We start from the raw sequence: 23,950 nt of genomic DNA, 5'->3' as shown, positions 1-23,950 counted from the left end.
ATATTCCCTTTTCCCGTCATGCCAGCGGAAACCGGCATCTCTCTTTTCCTTCAGAAGAACAAGAGAGACCCCAGCTTGCGCTGGGGTGACGATAAGTGGTGTAGTTACAGGTCGATCAGCAGACGGGTCGGATCCTCGATCGCGTTCTTCACCGCAACGAGGAAGGTGACCGCTTCACGACCGTCGATCAGACGATGGTCGTAGCTCAGCGCCAGATACATCATCGGACGAATGACAATCTGCCCATCGCGAACGACCGGACGGTCTTCGATGCGATGCAGGCCGAGCACCGCCGACTGCGGCGGGTTGATGATCGGGCTGGACAGCAGCGAACCGAATACGCCGCCATTGGAGATGGTGAAGGTGCCGCCCTTCATATCCTCCATGGTCAGCGTGCCTTCCTTGGCCTTCTTGCCAAAGCCGCCAATCGTCTTCTCGATGTCCGCGACGCTCAAGGACTCGGCGTTGCGAATGACCGGCACCACCAAGCCATTCGGAGCCGACACGGCGACCGAAATGTCAGCGAAATCGTTATAGACGATCTCGTCGCCTTCGATCTGCGCGTTGACGCCGGGGATATCCCGCAGCGCCATGCACACGGCCTTGGTGAAGAAGCCCATGAAGCCCAGACGGACGCCGTGCTTCTTTTCGAACAGGTCCTTATATTTGGCGCGCGCTTCGATGACGTTGGTCATGTCCACGTCATTATAGGTCGTGAGCAGCGCGGCGGTGTTCTGCGCTTCCTTCAGGCGCTTGGCGACCGTCTGACGCAGACGCGTCATCTTGACCCGTTCCTGCTTGCGGCTGGGGCCTGACGCAGGGGCATCAACCGCAGGCGCAGCGGCCGGAGCTGATGCCGTCGCCTTCGCAGTGCCAGCGGCCACGGCAGCCATGACATCGTCCTTGGTCAGGCGCCCGTCCTTGCCAGTGCCCTTGATCTTGCTCGGGTCAAGCCCATGCTCCAGCACCAGGCGCCGAACGGCGGGAGACAGCGTAAGGTTGCCGCCCTCTTCCTCATCCGCTGGCGCCGATGCGGCAGGCGCGGAGGTAGCAGCCTCTGCCTTCGCGGCGGGCGCAGGAGCGGTCGGCGCTGCGGGAGCTGCCGCGGCCGCTGCGCCTTCGTTGATCATCGCCAGCAATGCGCCGACATTCACCGTGTCTCCTTCCTTGGCGATGATGTCGCCCAAGGTGCCGCCGACCGGCGCAGGCACATCGACTGCGACCTTGTCGGTTTCCAGGCTGACGATCGGCTCGTCAGCCTTCACAGCGTCGCCAGGCTTTTTCAGCCACTGGCCAACGGTCGCTTCGGTAACAGATTCGCCCAGCGTGGGGACTTTGACTTCAGTTGCCATGAGCTGTGTCAGCCTTTCTTCTGGCGGCGGATTTCTTCACGGACGCTGTGACCCAGCGCATCGGCGACGAGCGCGCCCTGTTCGGCGACATGGCGCTTGGCAAGGCCGGTGGCAGGCGACGCGGCCGCTTTGCGCCCGGCATAGCGAGCACGCATTGGCGCCTTGCCCGCCTGGGCCAAAGCTTCTTCGACGTAAGGCTCCACGAAGAACCAGGCGCCATTATTGCGGGGCTCTTCCTGGCACCAGACGACCTCTTCAAGGTTCGTCATGCGCTTGATGCGCGTGGCGAGCGCCTCGGTGGCGAAGGGATAGATTTGCTCGATACGCAGGATCTGCACGTTCGTATCCCCGGCTGCGTCGCGCGCTTCCATAAGGTCGTAGAATACCTTGCCCGAGCATAGGACGAGCCGCTTCGTCTCGGCATCCGCAGCGCCGTTGGGGTCGGACAGGATCCGCTTGAAGTGCGTCTCGCCAACAAAGTCCTCTGCCTTGCTAACCGCCAGCTTGTGCCGCAGCAGCGACTTGGGCGTCATGATGATGAGCGGCTTGCGGAAGGGGCGCAGCATCTGCCGCCGCAGAACATGGAAATAGTTCGCGGGCGTCGTGATGTTCGCGACCTGGATGTTTCCTTCTGCGCAAAGCTGCAGGAAGCGTTCTAGGCGCGCCGAGCTATGTTCCGGTCCCTGCCCTTCATAGCCGTGCGGCAGCAGGCAAACGAGACCGTTGGAACGCAGCCACTTCGTTTCCGATGAAGCGATATACTGGTCGAACACGATCTGCGCGCCGTTGGCGAAGTCCCCGAACTGGGCTTCCCAGAGCACCAGACTCTTGGGGTCCGCCAGCGCATAGCCATATTCGAAGCCGAGAACGCCATATTCCGACAGCGGCGAATCCAGCACTTCAAACCGGCCGTGCGGGACGGTCGAAAGCGGGATATATTTGTTCTCGCTGTCCTGATCGACCCAGACGGCGTGACGCTGGCTGAACGTGCCGCGTCCCGAGTCCTGACCCGACAGGCGGACGCCATAGCCTTCCGACAGGAGCGATCCGAAGGCCAGCGCTTCGCCGGTCGCCCAGTCGAAGTTCACACCGTTCTTGAACATCTCGGCCTTGGCCTCGATCACCCGTTTCAGGGTCTTGTGAACGTTGAGCCCTTCAGGGACGGTAGTCAGCGTCTTGCCAAGGCTGTCGAACAGCTTCTGGCTGATCGCGCTCTCGACATTCTGTCGCGCCGTTTCGGCATCGGCGGGCTTGTGAAGCCCGGACCAGCGGCCTGCGAACCAGTCCGCCTTGTTGGCCTTGTAGCTCTTGGAAGCCTCGAACTCTTCTTCGAGATGATTGACGAAGTCGCCCGTGACCTTGCTGACGAAATCATCATCCACGACGCCTTCAGCCTTCAGCCGTGCCGAATAGACGTCGCTGACCGGCGCGTGCTGGCGGATCTTCGCGTACATCTGCGGCTGAGTGAAGCTTGGCTCGTCGCCTTCATTATGGCCGAAGCGGCGATAGCACCACATGTCGATGACGATGTCGCGATGGAAGGTCTGACGATATTCGATCGCCAGCTTGCAGGCGAAGGTGACCGCCTCCGGATCGTCGCCATTGACGTGCAGGATGGGCGCCTGAACGCCCTTGGCGACGTCGCTTGGATAAGGCGAGCCGCGCGAGAATTGCGGGCTGGTCGTGAAGCCGATCTGGTTGTTCACGATGAAGTGGATGCACCCGCCGGTATTATAGCCCGACACGCCGGAAAAGCCGAAGCATTCCCACACGATGCCCTGCCCCGCAAAGGCGGCGTCGCCGTGGATCAGCACCGGCAGGACCTGCTCATGCTTTTCCAGATCGTCGCGGAAGGTCTGCTGCGCGCGCACCTTGCCCAGCACCACCGGATCGACCGTCTCAAGGTGCGACGGGTTGGGCACCAGCGACATATGGACCTTGACGCCGTCGAACTCACGGTCGGTCGAGGTGCCAAGATGATATTTGACGTCGCCTGATCCCCCGACATCTTCCGGGTTGGCCGTACCGCCGGAAAATTCGTGGAAAATGACGCGGAAGCCCTTCGCCATCACATTGGCGAGCACGTTCAGGCGGCCGCGATGGGCCATGCCATAGACGATTTCGCGAATACCGCTCGCGCCGCCGTGCTTGATGATGGCTTCAAGCGCGGGGATCATGGACTCGCCGCCGTCCAGGCCGAAGCGCTTGGTGCCGACATATTTGCGGCCCAGAAACTTCTCATATTGTTCGGCGTGGATCACCTTGGCCAAGATCGCCTTCTTGCCTTCCGGCGTGAAGTGGATTTCCTTGTCCTTGCCTTCCATGCGGTCCTGCAGGAAACGGCGCTCCTCCACATCGGCGATGTGCATATATTCAAGGCCGACATTGCCGCAGTAATTGGCGCGCAGGATCGCAACGATCTCGCGCACCGTGGCATATTGCAGTCCCAGCGTACCACCGAGATAGATCTTCTTCTCAGGATCGGTGAGGCCGTGATATTCCGGGGTCAGGTCGGCAGGCAGATCACGTTGAACGAGACCCAGCGGGTCCAGATTGGCCGCAAGATGGCCGCGCACACGATAGGTGCGGATCAGCAGCTGCGCCCGGATCGCGTCGTCAGCGGCGCTGACCGCGTCGGCATCCGAAACGGGCTTGCCCGCAGACTTGGCTGCGGCCTTCACCGCCACCTGCATCTGCGTCGGGTCGAGCGCACCGGTCAGGTCATCGGTGTCCGTCAGCGGCCAATTGGGACGCGCCCAGCTCGGCCCGCGTTCCGTTTCAAAGTCCTGGTTCTCGTAACCCATGCTTTCAAGTCCCATGCCTGCCGCGTGCAGTCGCGGAGCGGGGTATGTAAAGCGGCCGAGGTGCAGCCCGGCCGCCTTGTCCGTTCTGCCTTAGCCCTTCAGGACTTCGACAAGCGTCGAGCCCAGTTCGGACGGGCTGGCCGCGACCTTGATCCCGGCCGCTTCCATCGCCGCGATCTTGCTTTCCGCGTCGCCCTTGCCGCCCGACACGATCGCGCCGGCATGGCCCATGCGGCGGCCCGGAGGCGCCGTGCGGCCGGCGATGAAGCCAGCCATCGGCTTCTTGCGACCGCGCTTAGCTTCGTCGATCAGGAACTGGGCAGCCTGCTCTTCCGCGTCGCCGCCGATCTCGCCGATCATGATGATCGATTCGGTCGCGTCATCGGCCAGGAACAGTTCCAGCACGTCTATGAAGTTCGTGCCATTAACCGGATCGCCGCCGATACCAACGGCGGTTGTCTGGCCCAGGCCAGCATTGGTGGTCTGGAACACCGCTTCATAGGTCAGCGTGCCGGAGCGCGAGACGACGCCGACCGAACCCTTGGAGAAGATTGAACCGGGCATGATGCCGATCTTGCATTCGTTGGGCGTCAGGACGCCGGGGCAGTTCGGGCCGATCAGGCGCGACTTGCTGCCGGACAGGGCGCGCTTGACGCGCACCATGTCGAGTACCGGAATACCCTCGGTGATGCAGACGATCAGCGGGATCTCTGCATCGATCGCTTCCAGGATCGAGTCGGCCGCGAACGGCGGCGGAACATAGATGACCGAAGCGTCGGCGCCGGTCTTCGACTTGGCTTCCGCCACGGTATCGTACATGGGCAGGCCAATATGGCTCGTGCCGCCCTTGCCAGGCGTGACGCCCGCGACCATCTGCGTGCCATAGGCCAGCGCCTGTTCGGTGTGGAAGGTGCCGGTGGCGCCGGTCATACCCTGCGTGATGACCTTGGTGTTCTTGTTCACCAGAATGGACATGTCAGTCCCTTTGCATTCTGTGGACGTGGCACTTCAGGTGGAAGGCAGCATGTCCCAGGCTGCTCACTCACCTGGGACGCACTGGTGCAGCTCTTTGACTCAGGCGAGCGAGGAATCGATGCCCTTGCAGGCTTCGAGCAGTTCCTTGACGGCATCGACCGATACCTGAAGGTTCGCCTTGGCTTCGTCGTCGAGTTCGATCTCGATGACCTGCTCAACGCCGTCCTTGCCGATGATCACGGGCACGCCGACATAGAGATTGTCGACGCCATATTGACCGGTCAGGTTCGCGGCGCAGGGCAGCAGGCGCTTCTGGTCGAACAGATAGGCTTCAGCCATGGCGATGCCGCTGGTGGCGGGCGCATAGAAGGCCGAACCGGTCTTGAGCAGGCCGACGATTTCGCCGCCGCCCGAACGGGTGCGCTGCACGATGGCGTCGATGCGCTCCTTGGTGGAGCGGCCCTGCTTGATGAGGTCGGGGATCGGGATACCCGCGACGGTCGAATATTGCACGACCGGCACCATGGTGTCGCCATGGCCGCCGAGAACGAAGCTGTTCACTTCCTTGACCGACACCTGGAACTCTTCGGCGAGGAAGTGGCTGAAGCGCGCGGAATCGAGAACGCCCGCCATGCCGACGACCTTGTTGTGCGGCAGGCCGGAGAATTCGCGCAGCGCCCACACCATCGCGTCGAGCGGGTTGGTGATGCAGATGACGAAGGCGTTCGGGGCATTGTTCTTGATGCCCTCGCCCACGGCCTTCATGACCTTGAGGTTGATGCCCAGAAGATCGTCGCGGCTCATGCCGGGCTTGCGAGCGACACCGGCGGTGACGATGATGACGTCGGCGTCCTTGATGTCGGCATAGTCGTTGGTGCCGGTGATCTTCGCATCGAAGCCTTCAACCGGGCCGCACTGCGACAGATCGAGCGCCTTGCCTTGGGGCACGCCTTCGACCACGTCGAAGAGGACGACGTCGCCCAGACCCTTCAAGGCTGCGAGATGCGCGAGCGTACCGCCGATATTGCCAGCGCCGATGAGCGCGATCTTCTTACGGGCCATATGCAATCATCCTCCAAGCATGGAAAACACGGGATTGCCCGCCCGCTTAGGCCGATCTCATTAATGATTCAACCAACTAAAAGACCTCTGGGAGATTTATCTTTGCAATTCATTCGCAGTTTCATTAAGAGCGTTTCCGCCCCTGTTTGTTACGCGCTCCTACCCTGGCGCTGACTTGTCCCGCAGCGGCCACCTGCCGGGCGCTTCCTCTCATAAGGAAGCGTCCGGGCCATTTTCAATGCGATGGATGAGGGCGCCGCCGCGCCGAAGAGCGTTATTTCGGCCCGTGCCCGAGCGCGAGATAATCGTCCGACTGCATCTCCATCAGCCGCGAAACCGTGCGTTCGAATTCGAACGCGCCGTCGCCACGGGGATAAAGCTGTGCAGGTTCCGCATCAGCCGATGCGAGCAGTTTGACCTTATATTCGTACAAGGCGTCGATCAGCGTGACGAAGCGGGCGGCTTCGTTGCGGTTCTCCGGACCCAGTACCGGGATGCCGACGATGATGACCGTGTGGAACCGCCGCGCGATCGCCAGATAATCAGGCGCGCCGCGCGCTTGGGCGCATAGGCGTTTGAAGGAGAAGACCGCCACGCCCTTAAGGCTTTTTGGCACATGCAGGGTGCGCCCGCCCTGCACTTCAATATCCTCCGCAGGCACCTTCGCCCGATTTTCCACCGGATAGTCGGTCAGGCGGAAGAAGGCGTCGGAGAGCGCCTTTGTCGCCTCCGGGCCGTTGGGCGAATGCCAGAGTTGCGCGTCGCCCAGACGATCCAGCCGATAGTCGGTCGGCCCGTCGAGCGTCAGAACGTCCAGCCGATCCTTGATGAGGTCGATGAACGGCAGGAAAAGCTGCCGATTGAGGCCGTCCTTGTAGAGTTCATCGGGCGCGCGGTTGGAGGTGGTGACGACCGTCACGCGCTTGTCGAGCAGACCGGTGAACAGGCGCGACATGATGGCGGCGTCGGCCATGTTGTTCACGACCATCTCGTCAAAGCAGAGCAGCCGCGCCTCTTCGGCGAGCGAGTCCACGACCGGCGGGATGGGATCGCCCTTCTCCGCCTTGCGCACCTCCGCAAGCCGCGCATGGACGTCGAGCATGAACTCGTGGAAATGAGCGCGTTTCTTGTTCCGGACCTGCACGGTGTCGAAGAACAGGTCCATCAACATCGACTTGCCCCGGCCGACGCCGCCCCACATATAAAGGCCGCGCGGCGGTTCGGGCGCTTTCCGCAGCAGTTTCCACAAGGTCGAACCACGCGGAGGAGCTGCTTCCAGTTCCTGCTGAAGGACGTTTAGCCGCGCTGCGGCAGCCTGCTGGTCCGGATCGGGGCGCAATTCCCCGGCCGCGACGAGCGCGTGATAACGCTCGATCACGCTGCTCATTTGGGGACCGGCACCTTTCGCACCGTGGCGGTGGAGGACGCGACCAGCGCGTCTTCCTGATGAAGCGTCAGACGCATGAAGAACAAGCGCCCGGTTTCCTGCAAGACCTCCACATCCGCGCGCAGCGGGTGCCCCACTTTTCCCGAGCCGCAATATTGCATGGAAAGGTCGACGGTCACGGCAGCGGCCTGTTCAGGACGCCCCATGGCCGCTAGCGCGGCAAAATAGGCATGATCGGCAAAGGCGGCGAGGAGACCGCCATGCAGCGCGCCGTTCCGATTGGCGTGCGACTGGCGCGTTTCCAGCATCACCGTGGCGCGGCGATCACCGGCACCTTGCGAATAGCTGGGCCCCACGGATGTGCTGAGAAACGTCTCCGAAACCGGATCGCTCCAGCGCAGCCAGTCAGCCCAAGGACCTTCCAGCACCAGGCTTACAGGGCCAGCATCGTCACTCACTGCATCAAAGCTGCCGTTCGACCATCATCTTCTTGGTTTCGGCGATCGCCTTGGCAGGGCTGAGACCCTTCGGGCAGACATTCGCGCAGTTCATGATGGTGTGGCAGCGATAGAGGCGGAAGGGATCTTCCAGTTCGTCCAGACGCTCGCCGGTATATTCGTCGCGGCTATCGGCCAGCCAACGATAGGCCTGAAGCAGGATGGCCGGGCCAAGGAACTTGTCGGAGTTCCACCAATAGCTGGGGCAGCTGGTCGAGCAGCAGGCGCACAGGATGCATTCGTACAGGCCGTCGAGCTTTTCACGGTCGGCGGGCGACTGGAGCCGCTCCTTGCCGCTCGGCGACGGGGTGACGGTTTGCAGCCACGGCTTGATCGAGCTGTATTGCGCATAGAAATGCGTGAAATCGGGGACGAGATCCTTGATCACGTCCATGTGCGGCAGCGGCGTAACGCGCACTTCCTTGCCCGCGCAATCCTCGATCGCGGTGGTGCAGGCGAGGCCATTCTTGCCGTTCATGTTCATCGAACAGGAACCGCAAATGCCTTCGCGGCAGGACCGGCGGAACGTCAGCGTCGGATCATATTCATTCTTGATCTTCAGCAGTGCGTCGAGGACCATCGGACCGCAATTGTCGAGGTCGATCTCAAAGGTGTCATAGCGCGGATTCTGACCCGAGTCGGGATCGTAGCGATAGACCTTGAAGCTCTTGACGTTGCTCGCGCCGTCGGGAGCCTTGTGGGTCACGCCCTTACCGGAAATCTTGCTGTTCTTGGGCAGGGTGAATTCGGCCATGGTTTAAGATGTCCTCCGTCCGCGCCGATAATCATTATGGGGGCGCGCGCATGAGGCCCTTAGCGCCTCGTTCAGCCATTTGCTACCCATCAAAGTGGCAAAAGCTTGGACGGGTTGCGCTCAATCTCAATCACGCCATCCGTTCGGGCTGAGCTTGTCGAAGCCCTCTTCTTACGAAGAGGGCAAGTGGAGCCCCGTTCGACAGGCTCAGGGCGAACGGGGATTGAGGGTTGCGCGACCGAATAGCGCTAAAACTAACCGCGACCGTCCAATATCTGTTCGATGAGGGCGACATCCTCGGCCTTGTCGGCATCGATGCAGGCTTCCGCTTTGCGCATGGGCACCAGTCTGGCGAGGAGATCAAAGCGGCGGCCGACGCGCGCTATGCCCCCGCGCAATGTGGAGACGCGCAGCACGGCGCCGAGCAAGGCGATCGGCCCGAATGCGGCGAGGATCTTCCACCCCTTCTTGCGGTCCTGCTCCACCTCCTGCCAGAGGGAGATGATCGCGCGCGCCTTGACGCTGCCGAACCAGAAGAGGTTGGCGCCCGACCACCAGCCGTCGCGGAACTTGAGCCAGGTGCGCCGGGACGACGGATAGCGAGCAAGCAGCGTCGTGCGTTCGACCATCGCCACCGCGATGTCGGCCCCGTCCGCCTCCGCAACGAATTGGTCGAGCATATCGCCGTCGAGCAGAACATGGTCCGCCGTGGTAACGAGCAGCGGAAAGGGGAGATCGGGCCGGTCCAGGAGTTCGAGCAATGTGGATGCTATGCCGCTGCCGCTCTGTTCGAAGCGGACGCGCGGGTCCTTGTCGAGCCAGGCTGTGGCGGGATCAGCGCGGTAAAGCTCCGGCGTTTGGGTGAGAATGACTAGCTGTCCGACCGACGGATGCGCGAGCAGCGCGCGGGCGGGATAGTTGATCATAGGTTCGCCCCTAACCGGAGCGAGAGGCTTGACCGCGACCCCGGCCGCCTGCGCCAGAGGATCGGAACCGGGACGCGATCCGGCGAGCAGCAGGGCGGTGATCTTGGTCATGGAGGCGGGTTAGCGAAGCGGTCCGGGGACGGGAAGCGGCTAATTGCTCTATGTGGCAGGCGCGGCAGCCTGCGGCTTGTTCTGCGCGACCGTGACGGGGACTCCCGTCCGCAGGCTCTTGAGCTGCCTCAGCCGCTCGCGGAACGCGGACAGTTCACGCCCGGCAAGCTGCGCGGTGGTAGTGAACTTGACCGACAGCGGGTTCACCGTGCGGCCGCTGCGATACAGCTCATAATGAAGGTGCGGGCCGGTCGAAAGGCCGCTGGAGCCGACATAGCCGATCACCTGACCCTGGCGGACACGCTGGCCGTAGCGTGCGGCGATGCGGCTCAGATGCGCATAGCCGGTGGCAAGGCCATTGCCATGTTCCAGCCGGACATAATTGCCATGGCCGCCATGCCGGCCCGAATAGGACACGACGCCATCGGTGGCCGCATAGATGGGCGAGCCATAGGCGGCGGCGAAGTCGATGCCCGCATGCATACGCGTGTAGCCAAGGATGGGATGGCGGCGCATGCCGAAGCCGGATGACATGCGCCCTCGCACCGGCGCGGACAGCACGCCGCGACGTTCGCCGACGCCCGACGCTTCGAACCACTGGCTGCGGCCATCGCTGGTCCATTTCAGCATGTCGATGCCACGTCCGCTGGCGCGGTGCAGGCCCGCGAACAACAGGTCGCCTACTTCGACGTCTCCGGTTTCCGCACGGCGATATTCGGTGATGATGTCGTAGCGGTCGCCGCTGTGGATCGATCCCAGATCGACCTGCTGCGCAATAACGCGCAGGAAGCTCTGGATCGCCTTGGGCGGCGCACCGGCCGCGCGCGCGGACTGATAGATGCTGTCGCCAATCACACCCTGGATGCGCAGGGGCGTATTGTCGACATGGATAGGCGTGCGCTTTACCTGAAGCATCCCGCCTACCCGGTTGATTTCGAGCGCGAGGTCGAGCCGGGCACGGAAAGCGAGATGATCCAGCGGGCGGGGCATGTCGCGGCTGGCGCGGCGGCCAAGAATGATGTCGAGCGGCGTACCCGGCTTTAGCCCCTTGGCAATGTCGCCGCTGGCAAGCGCCATCACTTGCGCGGCGTCGGCATTGCTGACGCCAGCGCGTGACAAGGCGCGGCCGAGCGAGTCACTCCCCCCGATCTGGGCGCGCAATTCGATCTGCGGGCGCTCCGGCGTCTCACGCAGGGGCTGAACGGCATCGGTCGGCCCCATGCGCCGCCCGCTGTCCGCGCCCATGGCGAGCGGCGTGATCATCTGGCTGCGCACTTCCTCGAACTGCGGAGCGTCGAGCAGCGGTTGCGGTGCGCCCGGCAGCGGCTGGAAGCCCGGCGAGAGGTAGAGCGCTGACGCACAGAGGCCGAAACAGGTGGCAAGGCCGCGGAACCAGGTGCGGCTGCCGACATTTTGGCCAAGATCGGGAACCAGCTCGACATAGTCCGCCCATTCGCGCAGGCGGGTGCGCCAGTCTCGGCTATCGGCAGCCGCGAAGGGACGCCCGCCGATCGCGTCAGTCACCCAGAGGGATGCGGATGCGCCCCCCTGCTGAGGGCTGAATTGACTGCCGTGAAACACTTTGGAAAAGCCCCCCACGGGCTGCAATTTCGCCCGGCCCCCGCCGCGCGTTCGTGGGCATTGTTGTGAACGCATAGGGTTAAAGTCAAATAAAGACGGATTTTTTAACCCTTTTCACGCGACGAAACGTGGCCTTCGGCCGTTGAGTGACGCAAGCTCCACCACTCCGAGGAGAATCACCGCCTTCCCCTTGCCCTTGCAGCGCTCATCCCCGACATAGAGAGGATCATGGCTCAATTTGCCCGATCGCCCGTCACAGCCGTGCTGGGTCCCACCAATACCGGCAAGACGCATCTGGCCGTCGAGCGCATGTGCGGTCATTCCAGCGGCATGATGGGCTTTCCGCTCCGTTTGCTAGCGCGCGAAGTTTATGACCGGGTGGTCGCGATCAAGGGCGCGCATCAGGTCGCGCTGATCACCGGCGAGGAGAAGATACTCCCGCCCGGCGCGCTCTATTATCTGTGCACCGCTGAATCGATGCCGGTCGATGGGGATTTCGCTTTCGTGGCGCTGGACGAGGCGCAACTCGGATCGGACCCGGAGCGTGGGCATGTGTTCACCGACCGGCTGCTGCGCGCGCGCGGGCGGGAAGAGACCATGATCCTGGGCTCGGCCAGCATCGGCCGGGTCGTGAAGGCGCTGGTGCCGGACGTGGAGATCATCAGTCGCCCGCGCTTTTCGACATTATCCTATGGCGGGGCGAAGAAATTGTCGCGCCTGCCCAAGCGATCGGCGGTCGTCGCCTTCTCGGCGGAGGAAGTCTATGCCGTCGCGGAAATGCTGCGCCGCTTTCGCGGGGGCGCAGCCGTTGTGATGGGCGCGCTCTCCCCGCGCACGCGCAACGCGCAGGTGCAGATGTTCCTGAATGGCGAGGTCGATTATCTGGTCGCCACCGATGCGATCGGAATGGGGCTGAACCTCGACGTAGCCCATGTCGCCTTCGCTTCGCTGCGCAAGTTCGATGGGCGGCGGACGCGGCGGCTCACCATAGCGGAAATGGCGCAGATCGCGGGGCGTGCAGGACGGCATCACAAGGATGGCACTTTCGGCAGCCTGGGCCATGAAGATGGCGACGCGGCGTTCACGCCCGAAGAGATCGAAGCGATCGAGGATCATCATTTCCCGCCCGTCGAACAGCTGTTCTGGCGAGAGGGGAAGCCGCGCATGGACAGCGTCAACCGGCTGATCATGGAACTGGAGACGCGGCCTGACCGGGATGAACTGCGTGCCGCACCCGAAGCGGTCGATCTTGCCGTGCTGCGGCGGCTGTCGGACGATCCGCTGGTCATCGAAAGGGTTCAGGGCAAGAAAGCGGTCGAACGGCTATGGGCCGCTTGCGGCCTTCCCGACTTCCAGAAGCTTGGGGCGGACCATCATGCGCGCACGGTGAGCCGGATCTGGCGCTTTCTGTCGGAGGGCAGCGGCCACATTCCACGGGACTGGTTCGCCCAGCAACTGGCGCGACTCGATTCGGTTCAGGGCGATATCGATACCTTGTCGGCGCGGATCGCGGCGGCGCGGACATGGTCCTACATCGCCCACCGCCCCGACTGGCTGGCGCATCCCGCCGAGATGGCAGAGCGGACGCGCGCTCTGGAAGAGCGGCTTTCCGACGCCCTGCATACAGCGTTGACCCAGCGTTTCGTGGATCGTCGCACCTCTGTCCTGCTGCGCGACATGGGGCAGGATGCGAGCAATCTTCCGGTCGATGTGGAGCAGGACGGGACGGTCTGCGTCGATGGCGAGATGATCGGGCGACTTGACGGATTTCGTTTCTCGGTCGATCCGGCTACGCGGCATCAGGATAGAAAGATGCTGCTGGCGGCGGCGGAACGCCGTCTTGGAAGGATATTGCGAGTGAAGGCTGACGAATTGCTGGGCGCGCCCGACACTGATTTCGTGCTGATGGACGAGCCGGGACAGGCGCCGGGCATCGGCTGGCAGGGTAATGCGGTCGCGGCGCTGCTTGCTGGGTCCTCGCTGCTGGCGCCGGAAATCCGGCTGGATCGCGGGCTCCTGGCGCTTGGGCAGGATGTGCAGAAGCAGGTCCTTGCGCGCCTTGCCGCCTGGGTGGAGGCGCAGAAGGAAAAGCATCTGCTGCCCCTCGTCAAAATGGCCGCCAGTGCCGCCGATCCGGCCGTCCCTGCGGTGGTGCGCGCGGTCTTCGCCCAATTGGCGGACGCTGGCGGGGTGATGGCGCGGACGGATCTGGACGCCGCCCTCAATCATCTCGACAAGGACCAGCGCCACCTGCTGCGCCGCGCGGGCATCGATATCGGCGTGCTCGACATCTATCATCCCGGGCTCTTGAAGCCAGGAGCTGCGCGGTGGCGGTCGGCATTGCTGGCGGCGCGGATCGCCAAGCCTTGCCTTCCGCTTCCCCTTCCCGGCCTGACGCTGATCCCGGCAGGTGAAAGGGCGGAGCAGATGGGCGCGCGTATCGCGGGCTTCAGGGGCTTTGACACCCAGATGCTGCGGATCGACATGGCGGAGCGCATGGCGCGGGCGGCGCATGAGGCGATTGCGAAGGGCGAAGCCTTCACAGCCCTCAGCCCGCAGATCGTGTCGCTCGGCCTCAACGAAGCCTCCTTCCTGCAATTGATGCGCCTTGCCGGGTTCCGGCCGATCGAACCAGCGGCTGAAGGCGGCGCGAACTGGACGTTCCGCGGACGGCAGAAGGCTCGACCCGACCAGCAGCAGGGGCGTGGGCCGAATCGGCGCGCCGCGCCTGCCCGCGGTGGATCGCCCCGCCCCGCCGCCGCGAGTGCCGCACCGGCCAACGGCAATCATGCCTTTGCGGGCCTGGCGGAGTTGCTGGGCCGCAATGGCTGAGAGCGCCCCTGCCGGCAATCATGGGCCGAGCCTGCGCATCGACAAATTCCTGTGGTTCGTGCGGCTCGCCAAAAGCCGGTCGTTAGCGCAGAAGATGGCAGAGGATGGGCATATCCGGCTGAACGGCCGCCGCATCGAGCGGGCCCATGCGCCGGTGCGGACGGGCGACCTCATCACCTTTCCCCATCATCATGGCGTGCGCGTGGTGCGCGTCGTCCAGCTCCCCGGCCGCCGTGGCCCTGCCCCCGAAGCGCAAAGCTGCTATGAGGAACTGAAGTTAGGCGATTAGGGCCGCAACAATATCCTCATTGACCTTCGCGCGCGCGCGGCATAGCAGGGCCGCCGCTGTCGAAACCCCTTTAGAGTGCTGATCCATGACCTATGTCGTGACCGACAACTGCATCCGCTGCAAATATATGGATTGCGTCGAGGTCTGCCCCGTCGATTGCTTCTACGAGGGCGAAAACATGCTGGTCATCAATCCGAACGAGTGCATCGATTGCGGCGTGTGCGAGCCGGAATGCCCGGCCGAAGCCATTTTGCCCGACACGGAAAATGGCCTGGAAAAGTGGCTGGAACTGAACACCAAATTCTCCGCTGAATGGCCCAACATCACCGTCAAGGGCGACGCACCCGCCGATGCTGATGAAATGAAGGGCATTGAAAACAAGCTGGAGAAGTTCTTCTCTCCCGAGCCCGGTTCCGGCAGCTGATCATAGGGTGGCGTCGATAAAATCATCGACGCGCTCATGGCAGGGAGCGCCCTGCCATTCGGCCGGAAAATTCGGCGGCTGGGCAAGAGCAACTTACTAGCCCTAGCGTCTCACCCTCGCACCTACTCCCGGATTTTGCGTCTGGGGGTGGCAATTTTGTTACGAATCTGCTAAATGAAGGACAAGAGGCGGAAATGGTCGCATCCGTCCTGGAGTATTTGCTCATGTCCTGACGGTGACGCCGTGGATTCCCCGGTTGCGCCTCATCCGCGCTTCTGTGACCCGGCGGTTGCTCGTCTCCGGTAGAATTAGAAAGGTTTCAAATGGCTGCCAAGGCGCTGTCCTTTGACGTTGGTGATTATGTCGTTTACCCCAAGCATGGCGTTGGCCGTGTGGTGGAGCTTCAGAAGGAGCAGATCGCGGGCATGGAGCTGGAGCTGTATGTGCTCCGGTTCGAAAAGGAGCGCATGACGCTCCGCGTGCCGACGAACAAGGCCGAAGGCGTCGGCATGCGCAAGCTTTCGTCGAACAAGACCCTGGAAGAAGCGATCGAAACGCTGAAGGGCAAGCCGAAGGTGAAGCGCACCATGTGGTCGCGCCGCGCGCAGGAATATGAAGCGAAGATCAACTCCGGCGATCTGGTTTCCATCGCCGAAGTGACGCGCGACCTGTTCCGAGCTGACGATCAGCCCGAGCAGAGCTATTCCGAACGCCAGATCTTCGAAGCTGCGTCCAGCCGTCTTGCTCGCGAATTGGCCGCGATGGAAGAGACGGACGAGCCGAGCGCCCTCAAGAAGATCCTGCGCATCCTGAACGAAGCCGCCCCCAAATATGCCAAGGTGGAAGGCTGAATTTCCTTAACCGAGCCGATGACGGCAGGTGAAGCAATGTAGAAAGGGCGCTCCAAACAGGGGCGCCCTTTTTTTTGTGGTGCTGAGTTTAGGCACGGCGCGGCCAAGCTGTTCCCGCCTATTCGCCGTTCGCTGCGTCCTTTGCTGCGCTTCCAACATCACTCGCGGCTTGACCGACTTGCGTGGCAGCGCTCTCGACCGCGCTGTCCTTGCGGGTCTGGCTGCTGATCAGGAAAAAGGCGGCGATCGCCACTACTACCACGAGGAGCAGGACAGCAATCGCCGTGCCGCCGCTGCGCTTCTCAATCACCGTAGTCGTCGTCATTGGACGCTCCTGATAATCGGCCATGAATTTCCTCCTCATCGTTACGCCACCCGCACGAATAATGCGCGATGGCGGAGGCGGTTCCTGCGTCAGATATGGGGACGGTCGCGGGATAGATGTTTCACGCGGAGATGCGAGAAATGATCTTCGGGCAGAGTGTTGATCGGAACCATTCAACCCGTTCGGCTGAGCCTGTCGATGTGGAGATGGCGCTGACGCGGATGGGCACCTTATCGCGGGACGAAGGCGCCTTTTGCCCGGTCCTTTACGACCTGATCTGCGCGGAACACCGATCCGCTCATGCTGATGTAGACGCCGGGCCCGGCAATCTGGGCTGTCGCGAAGGCCATGCCCAGGTTGAAGCTCGCGTCGCTTTCACCGAAACGCGCCGGGGCGAGCGCGCCGACAAGCACGATCGTCTTGCCTGCTATGTCCTCAAGCGTCCTGGCCGTGTCCGTCATGGTATCCGTGCCATGGGTGATGACGATATGGCTTTCCGGCGCGGAGAGAATCCGCTCGCGGATCTGCGCCCGGTCGGCGTCGTCCAGTTCCAGGCTGTCCTTGCGCGTCACCTCTTCTATGCGGAAGGGGCGCTTGACGCCGCCGATCTGCAGCAGTTTGGCGACCACGCTTTCGCCGACCTTATAGTCCGACAAGGCATCGAAATAGATTTTGTCGATCGTCCCGCCGGTGGTCAGGAGCAGGATCGGCGTATCGGCAGGCAGCATGACAAACTCCAATATTCACAGATGCCCGGACAGCCACGCCGGGCGCCTTAAACTCGCATCGGGAGCGCGGATCAGCGCGCGCGGGCGATTTCCTCGCCCCGGTCCCGTGCCGCCGCCAGCGTATCGATGAGAAGGTTGAGCAACCGGTCGTCCGCGTCGAGGACGTTCAACCCCTCGCGTGTCATGCCGCCGGGGCTCGCCACGCGGTCAGCCAATGTCGCTGGGCTTTCCTCCGCCTGGGCAGCGAGATTGGCAGAGCCCTGGACGGTAGCGAGCGCCATCCTTGCGGCCTGATCGGCCGAAAGCCCTATGGCTGCTCCCGCGCGCGAGAAGGCGTCGATGAAACGGAACAAGAAGGCAGGGCCACAGCCCGACAGGGCGGTCAGCGCGTTGAACTGCCCTTCCTCTTCGATCCACTCGGCCGCGCCCAATGGCTTTATGATCGCATCCACTGCGGATCGCGCTGCTGGCGAAACATCGCGGTCGGCATATAGTCCGGTGACGCCCTGCCCCAAGGCGACCGGCAGGTTCGGCATCGCCCGGATAACGTCCCGGACGGCCGGAAAACGTTGCCGCAGGTCGGCAACCGGCGTCCCGGCCAGAATAGAAACGATGCGCGTATCCCCCGTGCACAGCGGTGCCAGCGACACCGCCACATCATCCAGCTGATAGGGCTTCATACCCAGCATGACCATCGCCTGTGCCGGGAGCGAGGCGGGGTAATCGGTCACCACTTGCACCCCATCCGCGACCGCACGGCCGCTGGGGCGCAACACGGTGGCGCGGGCTGGATCAAGGCCGCATGCCAGCCACCGGGCGAGCATTTGCCCCGCCATATTGCCGCAGCCGACCATGAACAGGTGCGCGGGCCAAGCTTGCGTCATGGACAATCCTCAGGCTTCGCCGCGCGTCTCGATCAGGCTGGCGGAGATCGCCTCGGTCGGGCTCTTGCCGCCCCACAGGACAAACTGGAACACGGGATAGAAGCGTTCGCATTCGTCGATGGCCGTTTCGACCAGCAGCTGCGCCTGGTCGAGCGTCAGCACGCCGCCGGCACCCAGCAAGGCACCGTGGCGGAACAATATGATGCCGCTTGACGACCAAAGCTCGAAATGGCCGAGCCAGAGCTGTTCGTTGATGAGGCCAAGGGTTTCGTAGATCGACGCGCGCTTTGCATCCGTCACCCGGATGTCGGGCAGCGCCAGCAATTGCAGGACCTGATCCTCATCGCGCCAGATGCCGCGCAGTTCATATTGCGCCCAGCTGCCCTGGGTGCTCGCGACGATCTCATCCTCGCCGACCTGATCGAAACTCCACCCATTCGCTTCGAAATAGGCGGCCAGCATGTCGATCGGAGCGGCTTCCTGGCCGCCATTTTCAAATTCGTCGCTGTCCATCATATGTGGGCCATAGAGCATTTCCCGGCGGCAAGGAAACCACCGACTGAGGGAAACGCATCAAAATAGCCGATCGTTGCCCAAATCCAACGGACAGGCGGCGAAGCTTGCTTATTCCGCGTCGCCCGGCTTGGTTTTGGGGGATCGGACGGTTTTCGTGACCGGCTCAGCCGAACGCCCTTCGAGAGCATCGATCCGTGCTTTCAGCAGTTCGATCTCTTCACGGGCGGCGGCAGCCAGCGCCTTCACCGCATCGAATTCGTCGCGGCTCACGAAATCCATGCCGCCGATCCATTCCTTCGCTTTTTCGCGGGCGTTGGTTTCAAACTCGCGGGTCATGCCAGCGACTGTTCCCGCAGCGCCGTTCACCAGCTTGGCAAGGTCGTCGAAAAAGCGGTTTTCGCTCTGCATGATCTTAAATGTCCTTGTTTGCCGACGCGTCCTTCGCGTCACGAAATCATATCTGGGTCTTGAGCGCCGGTGCGACAAGGGTCTCGGCCCCGGGGTTCAAGCGGCCGATCTCATAATTAAGCGTCGAGGCAAAGGCCAGCCACGCCAGATAAGGCAACAACAGCAATCCCGCGAGGCGCCGGATGCGCCAGAAAAGCCATGCCGTCACCGCCACCACGACGAACAGCACAATGATGAGCGCCAGCGCATTGTCGACCTGATGCGCCCGGAAGAAGAGCGGCGACCAGACGAGGTTCAGTGCGAGCTGCACCAGGAAAAGGATGATCGCTGCTCCCCTGCCCTTTGCCCCCCGCGCATGGATGACGATGGCGAGCGCGAGCCCCATCAGAATGTAGAGGATGGTCCAGGCAACGCCGAACGCCCAACCCGGCGGCATGAAATCTGGCTTCACCAACGCGTCGAACCAGCGGTTGCCATAGCCGCTGTTGGCGAGCTTGCCCGACAGGAAGCCAAGGAAGACAATGGCCGGGACCGTGACAAGTGCCCAGCGCAGATAGGCCAGGCGCAGTTGACCCGGGGACGCGATTTCGTTCATCGGCGGCGCAGCTCCACTCATCCTCTTTCGCGGCCGCCAGCGAATCCCTTGAAAATGCTGTCAAGCCGTATGGCGATGGTTTGCGGTGAAACACTTCATCCCGCAACCCGCGAATGAAGGCCGGGTTTCAGCATTTGTCACAAAATCAAACGTCCGGCCCCCGGTCATCCCTCCCGCTGGGCGCAGATCAGGAACTCGACATTGCCCTGTGGTCCGGTAATCGGGCTGGCCGTCACGCCCAGCACGCTCCATCCGTTCGATGTCAGCCAGTCATGCACTTCCCGGCAGACACGCGCATGAATGGCAGGATCGCGGACGACGCCACCCTTGCCGACTTCCTCACGGCCCGCTTCGAATTGCGGCTTAATGAGGGCGACGAGATGCGCCCCCGGCCGCGCGAAGCCGAGTGGCCTTTCCAGCACCTTGGCGAGCGAGATGAAGCTCGCATCACATACGATGATGTCGATGGGCTCGGGGATATGGTCGGCGGTCAGGATGCGGGCGCTCGTCTGTTCATGCACGATGACGCGGGGGTCAGACCTCAGCTTCCAGGCAAGCTGGTTCGTGCCGCTGTCCACAGCATAGACGCGCGCCGCTCCGTTGGTCAGCAGCACGTCGGTGAAGCCGCCGGTGGAGCTTCCAACGTCAATGGCAACCATGCCGCTCACGTCCAGCGCGAAATGCTCGATGGCATGGGCGAGTTTGATGCCGCCGCGGGACACCCAGGGATGATCGCGGCCCTTCACCTCCAGCGCGGCATCCTCGGCGACCTGTTGTCCGGCCTTGTCGATCTTCCGGTCGCCCAGGAAGACAAGGCCAGCGAGAATGAGCGCCTGTGCACGGGCCCTGCTCTCCGCCAGGCCACGATCGACGAGCAACTGGTCGGCCCGCACCTTCGCCATCAGCGCACCAAGCCGGTCAAAGTGGATACGGTCAGCAGTTGTGGCAAGGTCCGCCCCGGCTGGCCCGGCGCATAAAAGAGGTAGAGCGGCACGCCCGACCGCCCCTGCTTCTCCAGGAAGCGCGTGATTGCGGGGTCGGCGTTGGTCCAGTCTCCCACCATCACCGTTACGCCTGCCTTTCTGAAGGCCTCCCGCGTATCGGAACGGTCGATGGCTGCCGCCTCATTGGCCTTGCAGGTCAGACACCAATCGGCAGTGAAATAGAGGAACACAGGCTTGCCCGATGCGCGCAGGCTCGCGAGGCGCGCCTCATCGAAGGCGACGCTGCCATTCTCCGCCTGTGCGACGCCATCGGCGCGCGCAGGCAAGGCCGTAGCACCCGCCCCTAGCAGCAGCAGCGCTGCGGCTGCGACGGCAACGCCTCCACGCTTGCCATGATGTTGGCGCTCTCCAAGCCACCAGAGCAGCAACGCCAGCAGCAACGCCGTGCCGAGGCCGATCGTCATGGCGAGCACGCCCCGTTGCTGCCCCAGCAGCCAGGCGAGCCCCAAGGCGGTCACGAACATCGGGACCGACAGGATCCTCTGGAAGGTACGCATCCATGGGCCGGGCCGTGGCAGGCGTTCCCGCAAGGCAGGTACATAAGCAAGCAGCAGGAAGGGGAGAGCGAGCCCAAGCCCGAGCCCAGCGAAAACCGCGAGCGCCGCCGCCAGCGGCAACACCAGCGCCGCGCCCATCGCGACGCCCATGAAGGGGCCGGTGCATGGCGTGGCTACGAAGGCGACCAGCGCGCCGGTCCAGAAAGAACCGGCAACGCCAGCCTTGCCCGCCAGCTTCTCGCCGCCGCCAAAGGCGCTGAGTTCGAAAAGCCCGGCAAGATTGAACGCCACCGCAGTGACCAGCAGCAACAGCAGCAATATGATGCGCGGGTCCTGCAATTGGAATGCCCAGCCCGCCGCGACGCCTGCCGCCCGCACCGCGAGCAGCAAGCCCCCGAGCGCCAGGCAGGTGAGGATGACGCCAGCGGCATAGCCAAGCGCTTCCCGCCGAACCGCCGCTTCGTCGCCCCCCGCTCGGGCCAGCTTGAGTGCCTTCAACCCCAGGATCGGGAATACGCAGGGCATGATGTTGAGCAGAAGCCCACCCAATATCGCGCCGCCCAGTGCCAGCATGGCTGTGGACAACAGGCCGGAAGCTGGCCTGGCGACCTCGCCCGGCCGCGCGGTCAGCAGGAAGCCCACATGATCGCCGGTGCGAACAACCGCCTCGACCGCGCCTTCCTTCAAGCCCTGCCCTGCTTCGGTTTCGATCAGCAGCCGGTCGCCCTCGCGCTGCACCTTTTGCGGCGCGGCATAGCGGACGACGCCATCCGCCAGCGGGAAAAGATGGACATCAGCCGCCGTGGCTTCCCGGGGAAAGGGAATAGACACAAGCAATTTGCCATCGGCAACAGCATAGGCCGCCTCGCTCCCCAGCGGCCGGGGCAGGCGCGCGCGCCATGTATCGAACCGGGACTGAACGGCAGGCGACACAGTGCCGTCGCCTACGATCAGATCAAGGGCGATGTCCGCGCTTTCGGGCACGCAGATCTTGTCAGTGCAGGCCAGCCACTCCGCCTTGCCACGGATCGGCAGTCGCGTGCCTTTGGCCACCTCTGGCGCAATGCGTAACGGCACAAGCAGCGCATAGGGGCCCTCATAGACATGGTTCATGAGGCCGGAGATCAGCAGGGTTTCTGGCACGGGGTAACGGAGCGGGCCGACGCTGACGCCCTTTGGCAACGACCATTTCACCGTCATGCCCAAGCCCGCATCGCCCGGATTTTGCCAATAACCGTGCCAGCCCGCTTCGGGCGTCATGGCGAAGGCGATCAGGCTCGCCGATCCCGGGGCAGGCGCTGGACTTTCGGGCACGAGTTGCAGGGCGATGTGCGGCCTGCCCGATCCGAATGCGCCCTGGGCGCTGGCGGCCGGCGCGACAAAGAGCGCCAGCGTCATCAAGAGGACATGGAAAATCCGCATCGGGCCTCTGTTCGCGTAGATCACAGCGGGCTAGGTCCGCAGGGTTGCGCCGTCAAGGCGCCAGAAGGGATTGGAAAAGATGTTCGGGAAAGTGCTTCATACCCTCCTGCTGCTGGCGCCCCTGCCCGTGCTGGCGCAACCGGCAGCGCCGACGGGTTCCGGCACGCCGCCCCGCCTGATCATCGCCATCTCCGTCGACCAGTTTTCCGCTGATCTCTTCAGCGAATATCGCCCTTATTACACGGGCGGTCTGAAGCGATTGAGTGGGGGCGCAGTGTTTCCGCGCGGCTATCAAAGCCATGCCGCGACCGAAACCTGCCCTGGCCACAGCACCATCCTGACGGGCAGCCGCCCTTCCCGCACGGGCATCATCGCCAATAGCTGGATCGATCAGAAGGCTGGCCGGGCCGACAAGACGATCTATTGCGCGGAGGATGAGAGCCAGGCGGGCAGCAGCAGCTCCAACTATGTCGCCTCCCCCATCCATCTGCGCGTGCCCACGCTGGGCGAGCGCATGAAAGCGGCAAATCCGGCAACCCGCAACATCGCCATCGCTGGCAAGGATCGCGCTGCCATCATGATGGGCGGCGCAAAGGCGGACCAGATCTGGTGGCTGAGTTCCAAGGGCTATGTCAGCTATCCCGGCATCGCCACGCCGCCGCTGGTCGCGCGGGTCAATGAGATATTCCAGCAGCGTTTGGCTGAGCCCAATGCCGGGTTCGAACTGCCTGCGCAATGCGCCGCGAAGGACTTTCCGGTGCGCGTGGCGCCGGATCGCACGGTGGGTACGGGACGCTTCGAAAGGCCCGCAGGCCGCTATGATGCGTTCCGCGCGTCGCCTGAACAGGACGCGATGACGCTCGCATTCGCGGCGGCCACGATCGAGACGATGGGCCTTGGCAAGCAGCCCCAGACCGACATCATCTCCATCGGACTTTCGGCAACGGACGTCATCGGTCACGCCTATGGCACGGAAGGAACGGAAAGCTGCATCCAGGTCGATCGGCTGGACCGCGAACTAGGGGCCTTCTTCGACCGGCTCGATCAGCAGGGTCTGGACTATGTGGTGGTCCTGACGGCGGACCATGGCGGCCATGACCTTCCCGAACGCCACCAGCAAAATGCCATGCCGATGGAGCAGCGCGTCGACCCGGCGCTGCTGCCCGGCGCGCTTGCAAAGGCCGTGGCCGCTCGCACCGGAACGGAGGCAAAGGGGCTTATCCTGGGCGATGGGCCCTCGGGCGACCTTTATTTCAACCTTGGGCTGACGCCTGCCCAGCGCGCCAAGGTGGAAGCAGCGACCCTCGCGCTGCTCCGCGCGCATCCCCAGGTGGAAGCCGTGTTCACCAAGGCGCAGCTTGCGGCCACTCCCTCGCCTTCGGGGCCGCCGGAAAGCTGGAGCCTGATTCAGGAGGCGCGCGCCAGTTTCAATACCGAGCGGTCGGGCGACCTTCTGTTGCTGCTGAAACCCCGGATAACGCCGATCACCGACCCCTCGCACGGCTCCGTCGCCACCCACGGCTCTCCCTGGGACACGGATCGCCGCGTCCCTATGCTGTTCTGGCGCAAGGGGATGCGCTCCTTCGAACAGCCGTTGGGGGTCGAGACGGTGGACATCATGCCGACGCTTGCCGCGCTGATCGGCTTACCCATACCCCGGAGCGAGATTGACGGCCGGTGCCTGGACCTGATCGCCGGGCCAGAGGATAGCTGCGCCGGGAGATAA

The 23,950-nt window shown here is 63.3% G+C and carries 22 protein-coding genes; 5 read left to right on the top strand and 17 right to left on the bottom strand.

The window, feature by feature from the left end; translation table 11 throughout:
* Nucleotides 1–104: 104 nt before the first annotated feature.
* The 9 genes from odhB to SPHS8_RS01005 all read right to left on the bottom strand — a co-directional run bounded on the left by odhB (nucleotide 105) and on the right by SPHS8_RS01005 (nucleotide 11,449).
* Nucleotides 105–1,352 carry a 2-oxoglutarate dehydrogenase complex dihydrolipoyllysine-residue succinyltransferase gene (gene odhB, locus SPHS8_RS01045; RefSeq protein ID WP_201513515.1) on the bottom strand — a complete coding sequence of 416 codons (1,248 nt, stop codon included), beginning with the start codon at nucleotides 1,350–1,352 and terminating at the stop codon, nucleotides 105–107.
* A gap of 8 nt (nucleotides 1,353–1,360) precedes the next feature.
* The gene (locus SPHS8_RS01040) at nucleotides 1,361–4,156 is read right to left on the bottom strand and encodes a 2-oxoglutarate dehydrogenase E1 component (RefSeq protein WP_201513514.1); all 2,796 of its coding nucleotides are present in this window, start codon (nucleotides 4,154–4,156) and stop codon (nucleotides 1,361–1,363) included.
* A gap of 90 nt (nucleotides 4,157–4,246) precedes the next feature.
* Entirely contained in the window at nucleotides 4,247–5,131 is an 885-nt protein-coding gene (sucD, locus tag SPHS8_RS01035) for a succinate--CoA ligase subunit alpha (RefSeq protein ID WP_097091271.1), read from the bottom strand.
* Between the two features lie 99 nt (nucleotides 5,132–5,230).
* Entirely contained in the window at nucleotides 5,231–6,193 is a 963-nt protein-coding gene (gene mdh, locus SPHS8_RS01030) for a malate dehydrogenase (RefSeq protein WP_097091270.1), read from the bottom strand.
* A 274-nt stretch (nucleotides 6,194–6,467) separates the two neighbouring features.
* On the bottom strand, nucleotides 6,468–7,580 hold the full coding sequence (gene zapE / locus SPHS8_RS01025) for a cell division protein ZapE (RefSeq protein WP_201513513.1): 1,113 nt from the start codon (nucleotides 7,578–7,580) through the stop codon (nucleotides 6,468–6,470).
* Nucleotides 7,577–8,038 carry a PaaI family thioesterase gene (locus tag SPHS8_RS01020; protein ID WP_236574908.1) on the bottom strand — a complete coding sequence of 154 codons (462 nt, stop codon included), beginning with the start codon at nucleotides 8,036–8,038 and terminating at the stop codon, nucleotides 7,577–7,579. The genes zapE and SPHS8_RS01020 overlap by 4 nt, the downstream gene beginning before the upstream one ends.
* Nucleotides 8,039–8,042: 4 nt before the next feature.
* Nucleotides 8,043–8,831: a succinate dehydrogenase iron-sulfur subunit gene (locus SPHS8_RS01015; protein ID WP_097091267.1), complete on the bottom strand. Its 789-nt coding sequence runs from the start codon at nucleotides 8,829–8,831 to the stop codon at nucleotides 8,043–8,045.
* Between the two features lie 254 nt (nucleotides 8,832–9,085).
* Nucleotides 9,086–9,868, bottom strand: coding sequence for a nucleotidyltransferase family protein (locus SPHS8_RS01010; RefSeq protein ID WP_201513512.1), 783 nt, complete (start codon nucleotides 9,866–9,868; stop codon nucleotides 9,086–9,088).
* A gap of 48 nt (nucleotides 9,869–9,916) precedes the next feature.
* Nucleotides 9,917–11,449 carry a M23 family metallopeptidase gene (locus SPHS8_RS01005; protein ID WP_236574907.1) on the bottom strand — a complete coding sequence of 511 codons (1,533 nt, stop codon included), beginning with the start codon at nucleotides 11,447–11,449 and terminating at the stop codon, nucleotides 9,917–9,919.
* 228 nt (nucleotides 11,450–11,677) lie between these two features.
* On the opposite strand from SPHS8_RS01005, the gene SPHS8_RS01000 reads away from it, so the two are divergent.
* The 4 genes from SPHS8_RS01000 to SPHS8_RS00985 all read left to right on the top strand — a co-directional run bounded on the left by SPHS8_RS01000 (nucleotide 11,678) and on the right by SPHS8_RS00985 (nucleotide 15,845).
* The gene (locus tag SPHS8_RS01000) at nucleotides 11,678–14,281 is read left to right on the top strand and encodes a helicase-related protein (RefSeq protein WP_201513510.1); all 2,604 of its coding nucleotides are present in this window, start codon (nucleotides 11,678–11,680) and stop codon (nucleotides 14,279–14,281) included.
* Nucleotides 14,274–14,570 (top strand): RNA-binding S4 domain-containing protein, encoded by a 297-nt coding sequence (locus SPHS8_RS00995; protein WP_201513509.1) that lies wholly within the window; start codon nucleotides 14,274–14,276, stop codon nucleotides 14,568–14,570. The genes SPHS8_RS01000 and SPHS8_RS00995 overlap by 8 nt, the downstream gene beginning before the upstream one ends.
* Nucleotides 14,571–14,655: 85 nt before the next feature.
* A complete protein-coding gene (fdxA, locus tag SPHS8_RS00990) occupies nucleotides 14,656–14,994 on the top strand; it encodes a ferredoxin FdxA (RefSeq protein ID WP_097091262.1) in 339 nt (112 codons plus the stop codon).
* 323 nt (nucleotides 14,995–15,317) lie between these two features.
* On the top strand, nucleotides 15,318–15,845 hold the full coding sequence (locus SPHS8_RS00985; RefSeq protein WP_097091261.1) for a CarD family transcriptional regulator: 528 nt from the start codon (nucleotides 15,318–15,320) through the stop codon (nucleotides 15,843–15,845).
* A gap of 118 nt (nucleotides 15,846–15,963) precedes the next feature.
* Here SPHS8_RS00985 and SPHS8_RS00980 read toward each other — a convergent pair whose 3' ends face one another.
* From SPHS8_RS00980 to SPHS8_RS00945, 8 genes are all read right to left on the bottom strand, one after another.
* A complete protein-coding gene (locus tag SPHS8_RS00980; RefSeq protein ID WP_201513508.1) occupies nucleotides 15,964–16,194 on the bottom strand; it encodes a hypothetical protein in 231 nt (76 codons plus the stop codon).
* A gap of 206 nt (nucleotides 16,195–16,400) precedes the next feature.
* Nucleotides 16,401–16,898 carry an asparaginase domain-containing protein gene (locus tag SPHS8_RS00975; protein WP_097091259.1) on the bottom strand — a complete coding sequence of 166 codons (498 nt, stop codon included), beginning with the start codon at nucleotides 16,896–16,898 and terminating at the stop codon, nucleotides 16,401–16,403.
* Nucleotides 16,899–16,969: 71 nt separating this feature from the next.
* Nucleotides 16,970–17,782: a pyrroline-5-carboxylate reductase gene (proC, locus tag SPHS8_RS00970; RefSeq protein ID WP_201513507.1), complete on the bottom strand. Its 813-nt coding sequence runs from the start codon at nucleotides 17,780–17,782 to the stop codon at nucleotides 16,970–16,972.
* Between the two features lie 9 nt (nucleotides 17,783–17,791).
* Nucleotides 17,792–18,298 carry a YbjN domain-containing protein gene (locus SPHS8_RS00965; protein WP_201513506.1) on the bottom strand — a complete coding sequence of 169 codons (507 nt, stop codon included), beginning with the start codon at nucleotides 18,296–18,298 and terminating at the stop codon, nucleotides 17,792–17,794.
* A gap of 108 nt (nucleotides 18,299–18,406) precedes the next feature.
* Complete coding sequence (locus tag SPHS8_RS00960; protein ID WP_201513505.1) at nucleotides 18,407–18,706, bottom strand: accessory factor UbiK family protein; 300 nt, start codon at nucleotides 18,704–18,706, stop codon at nucleotides 18,407–18,409.
* Nucleotides 18,707–18,752: 46 nt separating this feature from the next.
* Nucleotides 18,753–19,301 (bottom strand): TspO/MBR family protein, encoded by a 549-nt coding sequence (locus SPHS8_RS00955; RefSeq protein WP_201513504.1) that lies wholly within the window; start codon nucleotides 19,299–19,301, stop codon nucleotides 18,753–18,755.
* Nucleotides 19,302–19,465: 164 nt separating this feature from the next.
* A complete protein-coding gene (locus SPHS8_RS00950) occupies nucleotides 19,466–20,203 on the bottom strand; it encodes a TlyA family RNA methyltransferase (RefSeq protein WP_201513503.1) in 738 nt (245 codons plus the stop codon).
* Entirely contained in the window at nucleotides 20,203–22,224 is a 2,022-nt protein-coding gene (locus SPHS8_RS00945) for a protein-disulfide reductase DsbD family protein (RefSeq protein WP_201513502.1), read from the bottom strand. The genes SPHS8_RS00950 and SPHS8_RS00945 overlap by 1 nt, the downstream gene beginning before the upstream one ends.
* A 79-nt stretch (nucleotides 22,225–22,303) precedes the next feature.
* Between SPHS8_RS00945 and SPHS8_RS00940 the strand changes: the two genes are divergently transcribed.
* Nucleotides 22,304–23,950 (top strand): alkaline phosphatase family protein, encoded by a 1,647-nt coding sequence (locus tag SPHS8_RS00940; RefSeq protein ID WP_201513501.1) that lies wholly within the window; start codon nucleotides 22,304–22,306, stop codon nucleotides 23,948–23,950.

The organism is Sphingobium sp. S6, from assembly GCF_905120495.1.
GTDB classification, from domain to species: domain Bacteria; phylum Pseudomonadota; class Alphaproteobacteria; order Sphingomonadales; family Sphingomonadaceae; genus Sphingobium; species Sphingobium agri.
The sequence above is the reverse complement of the archived record's forward strand: the minus strand, read 5'-3'. Positions and strand labels throughout refer to the sequence as shown.

What these genes read in the sequence shown, in the direction of transcription:
- odhB (WP_201513515.1), bottom strand. Translation starts at nt 1,352, where the DNA reads ATGGCAACTGAAGTCAAAGTCCCCACGCTGGGCGAATCTGTTACCGAA.
- SPHS8_RS01040 (WP_201513514.1), bottom strand. Translation starts at nt 4,156, where the DNA reads ATGGGTTACGAGAACCAGGACTTTGAAACGGAACGCGGGCCGAGCTGG.
- sucD (WP_097091271.1), bottom strand. Translation starts at nt 5,131, where the DNA reads ATGTCCATTCTGGTGAACAAGAACACCAAGGTCATCACGCAGGGTATG.
- mdh (WP_097091270.1), bottom strand. Translation starts at nt 6,193, where the DNA reads ATGGCCCGTAAGAAGATCGCGCTCATCGGCGCTGGCAATATCGGCGGT.
- zapE (WP_201513513.1), bottom strand. Translation starts at nt 7,580, where the DNA reads ATGAGCAGCGTGATCGAGCGTTATCACGCGCTCGTCGCGGCCGGGGAA.
- SPHS8_RS01015 (WP_097091267.1), bottom strand. Translation starts at nt 8,831, where the DNA reads ATGGCCGAATTCACCCTGCCCAAGAACAGCAAGATTTCCGGTAAGGGC.
- SPHS8_RS01010 (WP_201513512.1), bottom strand. Translation starts at nt 9,868, where the DNA reads ATGACCAAGATCACCGCCCTGCTGCTCGCCGGATCGCGTCCCGGTTCC.
- SPHS8_RS01000 (WP_201513510.1), top strand. Translation starts at nt 11,678, where the DNA reads ATGGCTCAATTTGCCCGATCGCCCGTCACAGCCGTGCTGGGTCCCACC.
- SPHS8_RS00995 (WP_201513509.1), top strand. Translation starts at nt 14,274, where the DNA reads ATGGCTGAGAGCGCCCCTGCCGGCAATCATGGGCCGAGCCTGCGCATC.
- fdxA (WP_097091262.1), top strand. Translation starts at nt 14,656, where the DNA reads ATGACCTATGTCGTGACCGACAACTGCATCCGCTGCAAATATATGGAT.
- SPHS8_RS00985 (WP_097091261.1), top strand. Translation starts at nt 15,318, where the DNA reads ATGGCTGCCAAGGCGCTGTCCTTTGACGTTGGTGATTATGTCGTTTAC.
- SPHS8_RS00980 (WP_201513508.1), bottom strand. Translation starts at nt 16,194, where the DNA reads ATGGCCGATTATCAGGAGCGTCCAATGACGACGACTACGGTGATTGAG.
- SPHS8_RS00975 (WP_097091259.1), bottom strand. Translation starts at nt 16,898, where the DNA reads ATGCTGCCTGCCGATACGCCGATCCTGCTCCTGACCACCGGCGGGACG.
- proC (WP_201513507.1), bottom strand. Translation starts at nt 17,782, where the DNA reads ATGACGCAAGCTTGGCCCGCGCACCTGTTCATGGTCGGCTGCGGCAAT.
- SPHS8_RS00965 (WP_201513506.1), bottom strand. Translation starts at nt 18,298, where the DNA reads ATGATGGACAGCGACGAATTTGAAAATGGCGGCCAGGAAGCCGCTCCG.
- SPHS8_RS00960 (WP_201513505.1), bottom strand. Translation starts at nt 18,706, where the DNA reads ATGCAGAGCGAAAACCGCTTTTTCGACGACCTTGCCAAGCTGGTGAAC.
- SPHS8_RS00955 (WP_201513504.1), bottom strand. Translation starts at nt 19,301, where the DNA reads ATGAACGAAATCGCGTCCCCGGGTCAACTGCGCCTGGCCTATCTGCGC.
- SPHS8_RS00950 (WP_201513503.1), bottom strand. Translation starts at nt 20,203, where the DNA reads ATGGCGAAGGTGCGGGCCGACCAGTTGCTCGTCGATCGTGGCCTGGCG.
- SPHS8_RS00945 (WP_201513502.1), bottom strand. Translation starts at nt 22,224, where the DNA reads ATGCGGATTTTCCATGTCCTCTTGATGACGCTGGCGCTCTTTGTCGCG.
- SPHS8_RS00940 (WP_201513501.1), top strand. Translation starts at nt 22,304, where the DNA reads ATGTTCGGGAAAGTGCTTCATACCCTCCTGCTGCTGGCGCCCCTGCCC.